The following is a 14,726-nucleotide window of genomic DNA, read 5'->3' on the forward strand; positions in this document are numbered from 1 at the left end:
GGTTAAATCAGTCGAGCAGACCTCCTAAGATGAAAATACAATAATTTTAGGAGGTCATAATAAATGAATTTCCATCCAATTGACATGGATAACTGGAGTAGAAAACCCTATTTTGAACATTATTTAAACAATGAAGAATTTAATGATTTCTACAAGCGTTATCTTGATGATATGAAAATGTACGGAAATGTTAAACAATTTGCGGCTAAAGCAAACGAGCCACCAAACATCTTCCCCATTTCTAGCATTCCGTGGGTCAGTTTCACGGGCTTTAACCTGAATGTGTATAACGAAGGAACTTATTTACTACCTATCTTTACAATGGGGAAATATTTTCAGCATGACGAAAAAATATTGTTACCATTGTCGGGACAATTCCACCATGCCGTTTGCGACGGCTACCACGTTGGCATGCTGTTTAATGAACTGCAATTACGTGCAGATACCTGTAAGGAATGGTTGCAAATTTATTAACTAGCCACCATACTCCTTTAACAGGAAGAGTTGGGTCGTATTTCAATCCACAATAATTTCAAAAATCCGTTGTTATTGGAGGCTTAAACCGCCCCATTGAAAGGCTTCAGAATCTGACTATGTAACTAAAAAAACGGCAAACATGCCGTTTTTTTGTTATTGATTATCATCCATATTTGCTTGTATAACGTCCACCCAATTTGTATTATGCATCATCTCGGAAGATCCCCCATGAAATGCCTTCATGGCTTCCTGATCATCAAGCAGCCAATATCTCATCCAAGCCGTCAAGTAACCCCTATGATTGCCACCATTGCCTTCAATCGCTGTATGAGCTGCACCTTTAGCCATCCCCATCATAACAGGCGTGCTTGCGTTAGTACTATGCAAGGCTAATTGATTCGTTGATACCGGTGAGATTAGAAAATCTCGTGTACCGCCCATAATGAGGAAAGGAACGGTAATCCGTGCTGTATCGTACACATCTTCTGGATCACAATGCTTCAAATCCGGGAGAGCGATGGATACAACCGTCTTAATCAACGATCCACTTATATAGTTGGTATGAGCATTAATAACCCCAGTAGACCCTTGAGAATGTCCAACTACACCAATCTGTTCCATTTGTATTTTTTGATAAAACAAGCTGTTTGCTAGTTGGTTTTCATTTCTCAAATAATCAATAGCCTCCACAATTTCTTTGCCTGTTCCTGTTGTCTTGCTATAGGAATCTATTACAATGAATCCCCAGCTAGCAAGATGAGTTAAGAGCTCATCATAACGATCTGGAGTGGCATCTGTTCCATTCCCCCAAGAAATAATAGGATAGGATTCATCTCCTTGAAATGCTGGGTAGTATATTCTAAATAAAGCCTCTCCGCTCGTACTCTTCACTTCTTCTACCTTTACATGATAGCTTCCTTGCTGTGCATACCGCTGCTCAATGCTGCCTTCTGCAAGTTCTGGTACATTAGAATGAATGATTATTTGCATGAATATTGTAATTGGAACTGCAACGATAAGGACTAAAGCTAACAACCATAATATCCACTTTCGTTTCTTCAAAACCGACATACACGTGACCTCTACGATATTCTATAGGCTTCTCTATAGGTTTCTCTATCGTTTTCTCTGTTAAAATATGGAACTAAAGGGATATACGTGAAAGATGTAGTTATGTTTCATTAAATAAGATGTGAATTCTCCCCTCCTTTAGGCAACTACTTATTGTTATAATTAAATATGAAAATATTCAGTTCAGCTGACCTGTTAATAAAGTCGGTTACATCTCGTTTGAGGAGGTTTTTATTATGGAAAATACAAAAAAGCGGTTGTCCCCAGAGCAACGCGAAGAACTGCTTAAAACATTGAAGGTTCGTTTTGAGAAAAACATGAACCGACATATAGATCTTAAATGGGCTGGAGTACAAGAAAAGCTGGAAGCTAATGCGGAAAAGCTGTGGTCGCTCAATGAGATGGAACTCACCGGAGGAGAACCGGATGTTGTTGGCTATGATACTGAGTCGGGCGAATTCATCTTTTATGATTGCTCAGCCGAAAGTCCTAAAGGCCGCAGAAGTGTTTGTTATGACCGTGAAGCGTTGGAGTCCAGAAAACAACATAAGCCGGAAAACTGTGTGATGGATATGGTGACTGCCATGGGCATTGAGCTTTTGACAGAAGAGCAATACAGGGAACTGCAGAAACTTGGAAATTTCGATACAAAAACATCAAGCTGGTTGAAAACTCCTTCTGACATTAGATCACTTGGCGGCGCCATATTTGGCGATTTCCGCTACGGAAATGTCTTCGTGTATCATAACGGTGCGGAATCATACTACGCCGGCAGAGGGTTCCGCGGCTCACTAAGGGTGTAAATTCATATAAAATTGGAGGATCTATTTTATGGAGCTAAGACGAATAACAGATTGTGTATTTTATACTATGTTCAACAAAGAGTCAGATAGACCGGTCCTTGGTTATATAAATGGGCAAAATCGTTCTTTGATGGTAGACTCAGGCAATTCTATAAATCATGTTGAATGGTTTAATGAAGCCATACGTAATGAAGGATTAAGAACACCGGAATTCATTGCGATTACGCATTGGCACTGGGATCATACCTTTGGTATGTATGCGGTAAATGGGACTACCATTGCCCACCAAAAAACAAATGTTAAATTAGCGGAAATCGCGAAGTGGGAATGGACAGATTCTAAAATGAAAGAGAGATTAGAAGCTGGGGTTGAGATTGAATTTGCGGATACCTGTATTCGAACAGAATACCCTACACTATCGGAAATACGAGTAGTAACTTCTGATATCTCTTTCGAGGGATATATGGAAATCGATCTCGGAGGCATTACTGCAGAATTACATCATATTCCCTCACCGCATAGTGATGATTCTGTGTGCATCTTTATACCTCAAGAAAGAGTGTTATTTATTGGCGATGCGGTTGGAGTCGATTATTATAATAATTGCTACTTGGATAAAGATAAATTGCGTTCTTTAATTACAGCGATTGAAGGATTTGATTTTGATACTTGTGTAGTAGGACATGCTGAACCAATTAGTAAACAAAGCATTGTTAATATCATGAACTCTCTTATGGAACGTTAAGAGAGCTGCGTCCTTTTGTGCCTATAAAAAATCCACTTCAAGTGTCACCCCAAACTCCATTAACTTGGAAGTTATTTTGAGTCTCTACTTGAAAGGGGATAATACCACTGGAACTCTAAGCACTATTCCCTCCAAATGGCTAAATCCCTAACACGCTGACATGTCGCGTCATTCCTCTTCACTCTATGTATATCAAAAATATTAAAACCTTATATGTTTTTCATATTTTTATTGTAGATAGCCACATGCTAACATATATGAATGCAACTAGAGGGGAACTGGCATTCAGTTTCCAATTCATGGTTAGTATTTACTCGATATAGGTGGTTATTAATGTTAAAAAAGTCAGCGTTTCCATTACTTCTGTTAAACATGTTTCTTGCCAATCTAAGTATGGGTCTTGTCATTCCGATCGTACCGAAACTTCTTGAGATATTCTCGGCTAACGGTCAGGCCGCGGGTTATTTAGTCTCCTGCTTCGGCCTGACTCAGTTCCTATTCTCACCCCTTGCAGGTAACTTGTCAGATCGATACGGCCGTAAACCGATGATTATGATAGGTTTAGTGTTATTCGCAGTCTCAAATTTGCTCGCAGCGTTAGCAAGTGATCTTACTTTATTATTCGTATCGCGATTGATTGGGGGAATAGGCTCAGCTGCCTTAATCCCGTCCATTATTGCGTATATTGCTGACATTACTGCAGATGATCAACGTAGCAAGGCCATGTCATGGTTAGGAGCGTCGATGACATCCGGGTTTATTATCGGACCGGGTGTCGGTGGATTACTTGCCGAATGGGGCATCAAGACGCCATTCTTTGTATCCGCATGTGTAGGACTGGTGGCGATGTTTTGCAGTCTATGGGGATTGCCTGAATCACTGTCGGCGAACATTCGCGAGATGCATCGGCAAGTGAAGGAAAAGAAGGATAATGTTTTCCGGCAAATTGTACTTTCGATTCGGTCTCGCTATTTTACCCTGTTGCTCATTGTTTTCGCCATGACCTTCGGTTTGACGCATTTTGAAGCGATTTTCCCTCTTTATGTCGTACAGGTCTACGGATTCACGACGCGTCAAATCGCTATACTACTTACCGTATGTTCGTTAATCGGCACGTTGAATCAACTATTGTTGGGCGACCGGATTACACAACGGTTCGGGGAAAAACGAATTATTGGTGCCATGTTGTTGTTATCGGCGGTATCTCTTGTATTCTTATTGTTCTCAGGCCATTTCTATTATGTTATGGTAATCACGATGTTATTTTTTACCTTCAATAATATTTTGCGCCCTACAATTAATACGCTACTATCCAAAGTGGCCGGGGCTGAGCAAGGGTTTGTAGCCGGGATGAATAATTCCTATACGAGTCTCGGTACGATATTTGGGCCGATGCTGGCGGGAATTTTGTTTGAAATCCATTTCGACTTGCCCTATCTGTTTGGGGGATTCGTACTGCTAGTCAGCAGTATCTTCTCGGGAAGTCAATTACGAAAAGTACTTTCGTCGGGGAACGTTTAACCAATTTCAACTTATTCTGTAACTCTAAATGAAAGGAATGGGAATATCATGATTAATGATTCAGACTTGAAGCATTTGCGACGCTGCATTGAACTGGCAAAGACTGCTCTGGAAGTTGGCGACGAGCCATTCGGTTCTATCCTTGTCTCAGAGAGCGGAGATGTACTTGCGGAAGACCACAACCATGTTGCCGGTGGAGACCACACTCAGCACCCAGAATTTGCACTGGCTCGTTGGGCAGCTGAGAACATGACATCAGAAGAAAGAAGCAAGGCGACCGTATATACCTCAGGCGAACATTGCCCGATGTGTGCTGCGGCCCACGGCTGGGTTGGTTTGGGTCGGATCGTATATGCCAGTTCTTCCGCCCAGCTGGTACAATGGCTGAATGAAATGGGAGTTGCCGCCTCGCGTGTGCGCAGCCTTCCAATCCAAGACGTTATTCGTGATACAACCATTGACGGTCCTGTTCCCGAGCTCGCGGAGCAAGTTCGAGAGTTGCATCGTCAGTACCACGGATAAGTTGGTCCGCCCTTGGTGTTGTTTTTCCGTATTCTTCCTTGCTTAAGTTCTAGCAATCCCCTCGATATGTTGTAAAATATGAGGTATAGGTTATTTTGGGAAAATGAATACTGGAGGACCACATGGCAACACTCGATCACCCCTTATTTAAGACAAGATACCATATGTTCCGTGCGGACTCGGCTCATATATCTTCAGAGGCACTAATCATTCATGGTGTTGATTTGCTTGATTCCGAGGCCCTGGAGGCATTTCTATCCGTCTTCGGCGAAGCGATTCAGTCACCGCGTAAGGAAGTTACAGGCTCCATCTTCATGAAGCGTTATGTTTCCCTCATTGCTGGAGCATTGTACGCCTTCTCTTATTGCGACCGCTGCCTGGACATTTCCCTTGAGCAACTCAAGATCGTCTTACAGAAGGATAAGCTCCATTTTCTATTAGCAACCGAGGAGGAGTTGCCGGGTATCTCGATGATTCCAGAACGAGAGGAGCGGCGGCGCCTGCTACTTCAACGTATGTACCACTCCAATATGAAACCAGTGTGGAATGCAATTATTCAAGCCACCGGTATTGGCGGGTCAACATTATGGGCTACATTGTCTTATCTCGTTGCCTATTGGAAGCAGGAGGATATCAACAAGCTTGAAACCGATGAAGCAAGACGATGTGTCGAAGAGGATTATCGTTACTTCACGAACCACGCTTGGATTGACAGCTTTGCAGACTGCCCGATTAACCCCATCTTCTCTCGATTCAAGTCGGTCGAGATTGATGATCACACCGTCTTGGTCAGAGCGAAATGCTGCTTACAGTACTGTCTACCGGGAGATGATCGCTACTGCTATACATGTCCGCGCATCAGCGAGGAGAACCGAACACGTAAGTATCGCGCTCACCACTAAAATAAAACGACCGTTCCAAAAGGCTCACTTCTGCAGCCAAGGAACGGTCGTTTCTTTTATTAGTCCAAATTTGGCTTGCGCCCTTTTCCATGTGGAATCACCATTGGTGTACCAAACAGCGGGTCTTGTGAAATGATGCATTCCATACCGAATACGTCAGCAATCATTTCTTCGTTAACGATATCTTCAGGCTTACCCGCCGCCCATATCGCATGATCCTTGATGGCCACCATATGATGTGCATAGCGGCAAGCGAGATTAATATCATGCAACACCATAATGATCGTACGGCCTTCCTTCTCATACAGCTCAAACAGCAGATCAAGCACATCAATCTGATGTGTCAAATCCAGATACGTGGTCGGCTCATCAAGCAAGATCGTATCGGTGCCTTGCGCAAGCGTTAAGGCGATCCATGCGCGCTGGCGTTGCCCGCCCGATAGTGAATCCACGGTACGCTCGGCATAAGCAGTCATGCCCGTCGCCTCAAGCGCCTGTGTGACCTTCTGTTCATCCTCCTGCGACCATTGGCGTAGCCATGATTGATAAGGATATCGCCCTTGCTTGACGAGCTGCAAGACGGTAAGCCCCTCGGGGGCAATCGGACCCTGCGGTAAAATGGCGAGCCGCTTCGCAACCTCCTTGGTCGGTAGTTTGGCGATTTCGCTGCCATCTATAAGTACAACTCCATCCTTCGGCTTAATGAGACGCGCCAAGGAACGAAGCAGCGTCGACTTGCCGCATCCATTGCTACCGACAAAGACCGTAATCTTCCCCTTCGGGATGGAGAAATTCAATTCATCAAATACGATTGCCTCGCCATAGGCGAGACATAAATCCTTCGTTTCCATTGCGATCATACACAGATCCCCCTCAGGTGTCCGATTATTGGTGTCGATGGCGGTAGAGTAAATAGATAAAGAACGGAGCCCCGATAACAGCGGTGAACACTCCCGCAGGAATATCGAGCGGTGTAAATACCGTTCGACCAATCAAGTCTGCGATAAGCAGCAGCAGTGCGCCAATCAAGGCCGAACAGGGCAGCACACCGCCGAAGGACGGACCTACCAGGCGGCGCGCAATATGCGGTGCCATAAGCCCGATGAAGGAGATGGCGCCGCCAATCGCAACGGCGGCGCCCGCCAAGGCTACCGCCAGAATCAGAAGCACGAATCGATGCTTCTGAACGGGGCTGCCGACGCCGGCCGCGACATCGTCGCCTAGCTCCTGCACGTTCACATGACGTGCATACAGCATTGCTGCCGGCAGCAATATCAATACCCAAGGCAGCAAAGGCAAGACATCATTCTTCCATGAAGTTCCGTAAATGCTACCTGTCATGAACGTGAGAGACTTCTGTGCCAGAATGAACGGCGCAGAGACAAGCAGCATATACGTGATAGCGTTAAACGCCGCGTTCATACCGATACCGATCAGCACCATCTTAAGCGGCGATACGCCCTTACTCCACGCCAGCAAATAAATGACGAACGTAGCTACAAATGCACCAATAATAGCACCGATGGGTAAGAAATGAATACTAACTGTGCCTGCAAAATAATAGAAATAAAGCACCGCACCCAGTGTCGCCCCACCTGAAATACCTACAATATCAGGAGATGCAAGCGGATTGCGAATCATGCCTTGCAGAATGGCGCCAGATACCGCCAATGCGGCACCTACAAGAATTGCAACGACAATCCGTGGCATCCGCAGATTATAGATGATTACCTCGTGCGAGCTGTCCTTGGCATGACCAAAAATGGCCAGCAACGTATCAAGCACTCCAATCCTCACGCTGCCCAATCCCACGCTTAATATAATAAAAGCAATAGTTACAGCTAATAAGACTAAGCAAGACCAGAGCACCTTGCGGCTAATAAGGAACGAATACCATGGACGTCGAACTGAAATATATTTGCTCATTTTCCATTCCCTCCTTTGCGTGCAACATAGACGAAGAAAGGAACGCCGACAATAGCCGTCATGACGCCAACCGGTACTTCCTTCGGCATGACGATAAACCTGGCGCCAATGTCTGCAATGAGCAGCAGCAACGCGCCTAGCGCAATACTATAAGGAATAACCCATTTATAATCGGTTCCGACTAGAAACCGAGCGAAGTGCGGAATGATAATACCGACAAATGCAATCGGTCCCGCTACAGCAACTGAACCGCCGGCGAGCAGCAGAATGACGATAACCGCCACAATCTTAATCATCCATGTGCGTTGCCCAAGCCCTGTTGCGACATCATCCCCCATGCTGAGCACGTTCATCTGCCCAGCCAAGAGCAGGGCGACAACAAGAGCTGCCAGCATATAAGGAGCAACCGCCTGCAGCATGCTAAGCTCACGGTCGGCTACTGAGCCTACCAGCCAGAATAAAGTCTGTTCAAAAGCCTTCCCACTCGTTAACTGAATCCCCTGTGTTAAGGAAGAGAAGAAGGCGGTCATCGCTGAACCTGCCAACGTAATCTTAATGGGCGTCATACCATCTCTGCCTAATGAGCCAAGCCCATAAACTACCGCAACCGCTACGGCTGCACCGAAGAAAGCCACCCAAGTTAGGACGTTATATGAAATATCCGACACGAGCGCATAGGCCGTCACGACAAAGAACGCAGCTCCCGCATTTACCCCAAGAATGGAGGGTGATGCTAATGGGTTGCGTGTCAGACCCTGCATATAGGCGCCTGCTACTGCCAGACCTGCGCCAACAGCTGCCGCAATCAATGCCCGCGGTACCCGTGTGTGCTGGATAATTAAATGCTCGTTCGAGCCATTAAATGCAGTATACGATTCTATCACGTTATGAAGCGAAATTTGTGTAACACCAAATAACACACTGCACATCATCGCAACAGCTACCATGACAAAAAATAAGATGAGGACCAGAGCCCTGTATCGGCTTGCAATTCTACCACTATTCATGTTGATCTACTCCGTCTACACGCCTTCATTGGCTAATATGTGATACTACCATGCATTAGCTTTATCATAGATTTCCTTCGTTATTTGGATAACGCGTAGATCTTGAGCAAGCCAAATCTTTATAACAACATCTTGACACCTCAAAAATTATACCATAGTATTGCCTAGTAATGATAATCATTTTCATTTGAATTCTAGGAGGATTTTCTTCAATGTATACGAACAGACGTCCCGCACATTTAACAAAGCTATTTGCTGCTTTGTGTTCTATCATTTTCATACTATCTGCTTGTGGACAAGCCAGTAACGATTCGAAGCCAGCTGGAGATTCATCTGCTGCTTCGGACGAATCGTATACGATTCAACATGCTATGGGTGAAACAACAATTAAGGGTACGCCACAACGTGTCGTCATCTTAACGAACGAAGGAACGGAAGCGCTACTTGCGCTTGGAGTGAAGCCCGTTGGCGCCGTTAAGTCCTTCACAGGCGATCCTTGGTATAAGCATATTAAGGACGATATGGAAGGCGTCACCGAGCTTGGTGCAGAGGCACAGCCTAATATTGAGCTGATTGCTAGTTTGAAGCCGGATCTTATTATCGGTAACAAAATGCGTCAAGAGAAGATCTATTCGCAACTTAGCGCTATTGCACCAACAGTGTTCTCTGAGACGCTCCGCGGCGAATGGAAGAATAACTTCACCCTGTATGCGAAAGCGTTGAATAAGGAAGCCGAAGGCCAGGAAGTGATTGCCGACTTCGATAAGAAGATTGAAGATTTCAAGGTAGTAGCTGGCGATAAGCTGAAGCAAAAGGTATCTGTTGTTCGCTTTATGGGCGGTAAGACGCGGATCTATCTTGAAGATACGTTTACGGGAATTATTTTCAAGCAAATTGGCATTGCTCGTCCGGAAAACAACTACAAGGATACGTTCGTTGAAGAGATTTCAAAAGAGCGAATTCCAGAAGTCGATGCGGATATGATGCTGTACTTTACTTACGAGACAGGTGACAATAAAGGAACTCAGCAAGCGGAAGAGTTTATGAAAGATCCACTCTGGCAGAACCTCAATGTCGTGAAGAACGGTAAAGCTTACCAAGTAGATGATGCAATCTTCAACACAGCAGGCGGCGTTCGCGCAGCAAATCTGATGGTGGATGAGCTGTATAATATCTATGGCATTCAGAAGTAATCAGTGAATAAATGATACATCATATTGAAGGGAAGGAAGCATTGACTGCTCCTTCCCTTTCTTCATGTCCATAGCTGCTTGTACGTTCTGTTGAAAGTTCCGACCCCAATGATTCAGATTCCTCTCATCTAATCCAACGAACCAATCTCCTTCTAGAGACCGAGGCCAAAATACATCGGCTGCACGATGTGTTTTTTTGCGTTTGGTATATTATGGATATTGGGACTTGGCACCGCTCAACTGACATGAGTGTGTCTGACCAAGCTTGCCAAAATACCCTGTGAGGAGCTGTAGCACGTGAATAAGTTAATTGAATTCATAGACGTAACGAAAGAATACAAAATAGGAGAGGTAACTATAAAGGCACTTAATGGTGTGAATTTCTCCATATCCGAAGGAGAATTTGTCGTGATTTTGGGGGCGAGTGGTGCTGGTAAGAGCACGATATTGAACATATTGGGCGGTATGGATACGGCAAGCTCAGGTCAAGTGTTTGTCGGAGATCGTGAAATTACAAAATGGAACGAACGAAAATTAACTGAATATCGCGGACAAAATATTGGCTTTGTATTTCAGTTCTATAACTTGATTCCGAATTTGAACGCTCTAGAGAACGTTGAATTCGCCACGGAAGTCTGTAAAGACCATTTGGATGCCAACGACATTTTACATAAAGTTGGATTAACGAATCGCATCAAGAACTTTCCTTCCCAGCTCTCAGGGGGCGAACAGCAAAGAGTCGCGATCGCGAGGGCTGTTGCCAAGAACCCCCTACTTTTACTCTGCGATGAACCTACTGGAGCCCTGGATTATGTGACGGGTAAAGCAGTCTTGAAGCTTCTTCAGGATTTGAACCAGGACACAAAAAAATGCGTCGTAGTAGTCACTCATAATTCTGCAATTGCTCCTATGGCAGATAAGGTGATCAAGGTTAAAAGCGGAATGGTAGAGAGTATTACGATCAATAAAGAGAAGCAAAGTATTGAAGGGATTGAGTGGTAATTATGAAATTATTCATAAAACTAATGAGGGATATTAAGCAGTCGATCGGACAATGCATTGCCTTTGTTTTAGTAATTGCGGTAGGGGCTTTTTTCTATACAGGGCTCGCCACTTTGAGCGACAATATTAGCGGCTATACGAAGGGTTACTTTGAAGAACATCATCTAAGCGACTTGAATGTCTATTACGACCAAATTTTCAAAGATGATATTGCTGATTTAAGCAAAATTAAAGGGATCAATAAAATCGAAGGACGTTATACTTTTGATGCTACGCAAGCCTTCAAGGATTATAAGGCCTCATTAAAAATCCATTCGATCCCCGAAATAAATGAAATCAATACACCTACTATAATTGAAGGTAGTATGCCGTCAAAAAATGATGACCTCTTATTAGACTCCCATTATGCTAAGGAAAATCATATTCAAGTCGGTGATAAAATCACCATAACTACAAATGGAAAAGATTTGGGGTTTAACATTAGCGGTTTGATTGAGAATGTTGAATATGCCAAGAAGAACGAAACCCAGGATCATAAAGGCTACGGAGTAGCTTACATGGCTGAAGAAGCAATACCTGAAATCGTGGGTGGCTTCTACTATAACGAAGTTATGATTGATGCCAATAAGGGTTACGATACTGAAAACTTAGGTCAAGCCATCGAGGCCCAATCTAAGCAGCTTCCCTATTTAGGCCAAGTAAGTAAAGAGCGGACTTTCAACTATTCACAAGTATCTCAGACAATACGTAACAATAAGTTGATGAGCAGGGTGATACCATTCGTTCTCTTTATGATTGAAGCCGTTATCCTATTTCTGACGATGTCGAGGATGATAGATTCACAAAGAAATCAAGTGGGGATTATGAAGGCCCTGGGGGTCAGGAATAGAAGCATTATGCTTCATTACATGGGCTACCCTGTGCTGGTAGGGATCATAGGTTCCATTCTAGGTACCATCATTGCTGCTGTTGTATTTATTCCATTAATTACGGCATCAATTGCAAGGGCCTACTCCCTGCCCGACATTACCTTCTCACTTTCATTATCTTCTGTCATTCCCCCGATCCTCTTCTCAAGTGCTTTTGGAATTGTGGCGTGTTACCTAAGTGGGCGATCCATATTAAAAGAACGTGCATCCCAGGCGATGCGCCCTAAACCGCCGAAGAAAATGAAACAGCTGCTTATCGAAAGAATACCAGGGATCTGGAGCAACATTTCCTACAGCTACAAGCTCATAATAAGAAATATATTTTTGAATAAACAAAAAGCGTTAGCAAGCTCCGTTGGCGTTGTTGTCAGTACTATTCTATTGATAACTGCTTTTGGCACTCAATCAGCTCTGTTAAAAGTAGCTAATCAAGTGGAAGATGTCTATACGTATGATTTAAGAGTCGATTATGCGCTAGGGACCTCTTCGGATGTAATCAGCCTTCCGACTGGTATTAAAAGCAGTTATGGGTTATCCAACTTCCCCGTGGAGCTGATAACAAATGATGAGAAAGAAAATGCCACCTTAGTCGTTACCGAAAAAGAAAACGACCTCATTCATTTCTTCGACGGAGCCGGAAATCGGATACCTCTAGAAGATCGCGGTGTTCTGGTCCCGAGATCTTACGCTGACAAATATCATATTTCAGCAGGAGACATGATTCAATTAAAGTTCACAGCACCAGAACTTAAGGATAAATCTGTGGATCTGAAGGTTCTGAATATATCTACCCAATATTCGAATCCGTCGTTTTACATTACACCAACCTATTTAAAGAGCTTGGACATAGAGTACAGACCAACCTCCCTTTTAGTTGAGGCTAATAGCTCCAAGGATCTGGCAAGCATTCGCAACTCCTTAGAACAAAATCCTCATGTAGATGCCATTGCAGATAAGAGTGATCTCAAGAAGTCAGCTCAATATATTTTGAAGCAAAACAGCTTTGTATTTATTATGTTTATCATTTGTGCTGTCATCCTCTCCTTTGGCGCCATATATACGATTTCTTCCATCAACATTTATGAACGGAGCCGTGAACTAGCAACACTTAAAGTTTTAGGATATCAAAAAGGCAAAATAAATCGGCTCATATTTTTTGAAAATATTATATTAACTACATTTGCGGTTATTGTTTCCCTACCAATAAGTGGATATGTCTATGCAATAGTTGTTAAAGCGCTGTCTAGTACCCATCAGCAAATTCCAGATCAATTAAACATTATTATTATTCTGGTCTCTATTCTCCTGGCGTTCTTGCTTACCATTCTATCTAACCTGCTGCTTAGAGGAAAAGTGAACAAAATCAATATGACTGAATCCTTAAAGAGCATAGAATAACTTAGGGGTGGTATCGCCTATCGGCTGGTTTATTACGGATAACATAAATACCAAGGAATATGCTAAAACAGTATCTGCCAGGACTTAATTTTCTGGTTTAAAACATGAGGAGTATTGGTCAAATCCGGAGGTTATATCCACAATCCTAAGTTTTTGTGAGTAATTATAGATATAATTTAAATTTACGAAGCACATTCATTAGGAAATAATGATTGTGCTTTTTTCATAGAAATCTTTCATGACTTTTGCCCCCATCTTCCCCCATTTACTGTACAAACAAAACAATCAGACCTGAATTGAACTTGTATATCGCCTAGGAAACAAAAGGAATTACGAAGAAAAAGCGTTGGTGGGAATAAAAATAATACATTACAATAGTAATGTAAATTTTAAATTTCAACTAGGAAGTGTTCTCTATGAACAGCAATTTACATTCTAATTGTGAACAATGCTTTGGATTATGTTGTGTGGCATTACCGTATGCAAAATCTGCTGATTTTGCATATAGCAAAACAGATGGGGTCCCTTGCCGTAATCTGGGTCCGGATCATCGCTGTGGTATCCACGAGCATTTACGAGACAAAGGATTTCGCGGATGTGTTACCTATGAATGCTTTGGTGCAGGACAGCATGTCTCGCAGGAGATCTACAAAGGAAATGATTGGAGCGTTAATCCGGGGTTATCTAAGGAAATGTACGCTGTATTCCCTATTGTTCAACAATTGCATGAGATGCTCTACTATTTAAATCAAGCATTGGACTTGGAAGAGACACGAACCATGAAGAATGAGCTGCAAGATATCTCTGAGCTGACTTTGTCTTTAACAAGGCTTAGCCCAGCGGAGATTCTAAACCTCGATGTATCCAACCATCGAACGATTGTTAATCCCATGCTCGTACGTACCAGTGAGCTTGTTCGCAATAATGATGTTCAAAGTAGTAAGAACAACATGTCACACCAGGATTTTATAGGGGCTAATCTAAAAGGTGCCAATCTGCAAGGTATGAATTTAAGAGGCGCATTATTGATAGCAGCTAATTTGAAGAACGCTGACCTCAGAAAAGCAGATTTTATAGGTGCAGACTTGCGAGATGCTGACTTATCGGGTGCAAATCTTATCGGATGTATTTTCCTAAGCCAGGCTCAAGTGAACTCCGCAAAAGGAAATAAAGAAACCCGATTACCTCATTACTTGAAAGTTCCTGATCATTGGTTGAATTAACTTGATA

The 14,726-nt window shown here is 43.3% G+C and carries 14 protein-coding genes; 10 read left to right on the forward strand and 4 right to left on the reverse strand.

The window, feature by feature from the left end:
- The first annotated feature begins 63 nt into the window (after positions 1–63).
- Positions 64–474 (forward strand): CatA-like O-acetyltransferase, encoded by a 411-nt coding sequence (locus EI981_RS21280; protein ID WP_127001649.1) that lies wholly within the window; start codon positions 64–66, stop codon positions 472–474.
- A gap of 156 nt (positions 475–630) precedes the next feature.
- On the opposite strand, the gene EI981_RS21285 is transcribed toward EI981_RS21280, so the two are convergent.
- The gene (locus EI981_RS21285; RefSeq protein ID WP_227011521.1) at positions 631–1,512 is read right to left on the reverse strand and encodes a poly(ethylene terephthalate) hydrolase family protein; all 882 of its coding nucleotides are present in this window, start codon (positions 1,510–1,512) and stop codon (positions 631–633) included.
- 269 nt (positions 1,513–1,781) lie between these two features.
- Between EI981_RS21285 and EI981_RS21290 the strand changes: the two genes are divergently transcribed.
- The 5 genes from EI981_RS21290 to EI981_RS21310 all read left to right on the forward strand — a co-directional run bounded on the left by EI981_RS21290 (position 1,782) and on the right by EI981_RS21310 (position 6,041).
- On the forward strand, positions 1,782–2,351 hold the full coding sequence (locus tag EI981_RS21290; protein ID WP_193556507.1) for a DUF4256 domain-containing protein: 570 nt from the start codon (positions 1,782–1,784) through the stop codon (positions 2,349–2,351).
- A 28-nt stretch (positions 2,352–2,379) separates the two neighbouring features.
- Positions 2,380–3,096: an MBL fold metallo-hydrolase gene (locus tag EI981_RS21295; protein WP_127001655.1), complete on the forward strand. Its 717-nt coding sequence runs from the start codon at positions 2,380–2,382 to the stop codon at positions 3,094–3,096.
- A 333-nt stretch (positions 3,097–3,429) separates the two neighbouring features.
- Positions 3,430–4,617 (forward strand): MFS transporter, encoded by a 1,188-nt coding sequence (locus EI981_RS21300; RefSeq protein WP_127001657.1) that lies wholly within the window; start codon positions 3,430–3,432, stop codon positions 4,615–4,617.
- Positions 4,618–4,665: 48 nt separating this feature from the next.
- Positions 4,666–5,139 (forward strand): nucleoside deaminase, encoded by a 474-nt coding sequence (locus tag EI981_RS21305; protein ID WP_127001659.1) that lies wholly within the window; start codon positions 4,666–4,668, stop codon positions 5,137–5,139.
- Positions 5,140–5,261: 122 nt separating this feature from the next.
- A complete protein-coding gene (locus EI981_RS21310) occupies positions 5,262–6,041 on the forward strand; it encodes an IucA/IucC family C-terminal-domain containing protein (RefSeq protein ID WP_127001661.1) in 780 nt (259 codons plus the stop codon).
- Between the two features lie 59 nt (positions 6,042–6,100).
- Here the strand turns inward: EI981_RS21310 and EI981_RS21315 are convergent, their stop codons facing one another.
- The 3 genes from EI981_RS21315 to EI981_RS21325 are packed head-to-tail and all read right to left on the reverse strand — an operon-like array spanning position 6,101 to position 8,974.
- Positions 6,101–6,901, reverse strand: coding sequence for an ABC transporter ATP-binding protein (locus EI981_RS21315; protein WP_127001663.1), 801 nt, complete (start codon positions 6,899–6,901; stop codon positions 6,101–6,103).
- Positions 6,902–6,926: 25 nt separating this feature from the next.
- A complete protein-coding gene (locus tag EI981_RS21320) occupies positions 6,927–7,967 on the reverse strand; it encodes a FecCD family ABC transporter permease (RefSeq protein WP_127001665.1) in 1,041 nt (346 codons plus the stop codon).
- Positions 7,964–8,974, reverse strand: a complete 1,011-nt coding sequence (locus tag EI981_RS21325) for a FecCD family ABC transporter permease (protein WP_127001667.1) — start codon at positions 8,972–8,974, stop codon at positions 7,964–7,966. The genes EI981_RS21320 and EI981_RS21325 overlap by 4 nt, the downstream gene beginning before the upstream one ends.
- Positions 8,975–9,186: 212 nt before the next feature.
- Between EI981_RS21325 and EI981_RS21330 the strand changes: the two genes are divergently transcribed.
- The 4 genes from EI981_RS21330 (at position 9,187) to EI981_RS21345 (ending at position 14,719) form a co-directional block, all read left to right on the forward strand.
- On the forward strand, positions 9,187–10,167 hold the full coding sequence (locus EI981_RS21330; RefSeq protein ID WP_127001670.1) for an ABC transporter substrate-binding protein: 981 nt from the start codon (positions 9,187–9,189) through the stop codon (positions 10,165–10,167).
- Positions 10,168–10,464: 297 nt separating this feature from the next.
- Positions 10,465–11,169: an ABC transporter ATP-binding protein gene (locus tag EI981_RS21335; RefSeq protein ID WP_127001672.1), complete on the forward strand. Its 705-nt coding sequence runs from the start codon at positions 10,465–10,467 to the stop codon at positions 11,167–11,169.
- Positions 11,170–11,171: 2 nt separating this feature from the next.
- Positions 11,172–13,496 (forward strand): ABC transporter permease, encoded by a 2,325-nt coding sequence (locus EI981_RS21340; RefSeq protein ID WP_127001674.1) that lies wholly within the window; start codon positions 11,172–11,174, stop codon positions 13,494–13,496.
- A 416-nt stretch (positions 13,497–13,912) separates the two neighbouring features.
- Positions 13,913–14,719: a pentapeptide repeat-containing protein gene (locus EI981_RS21345; protein ID WP_127001676.1), complete on the forward strand. Its 807-nt coding sequence runs from the start codon at positions 13,913–13,915 to the stop codon at positions 14,717–14,719.
- The last annotated feature ends 7 nt before the right edge of the window (positions 14,720–14,726 follow it).

This window comes from Paenibacillus lutimineralis (genome assembly GCF_003991425.1).
Lineage (GTDB): Bacteria > Bacillota > Bacilli > Paenibacillales > Paenibacillaceae > Fontibacillus > Fontibacillus lutimineralis.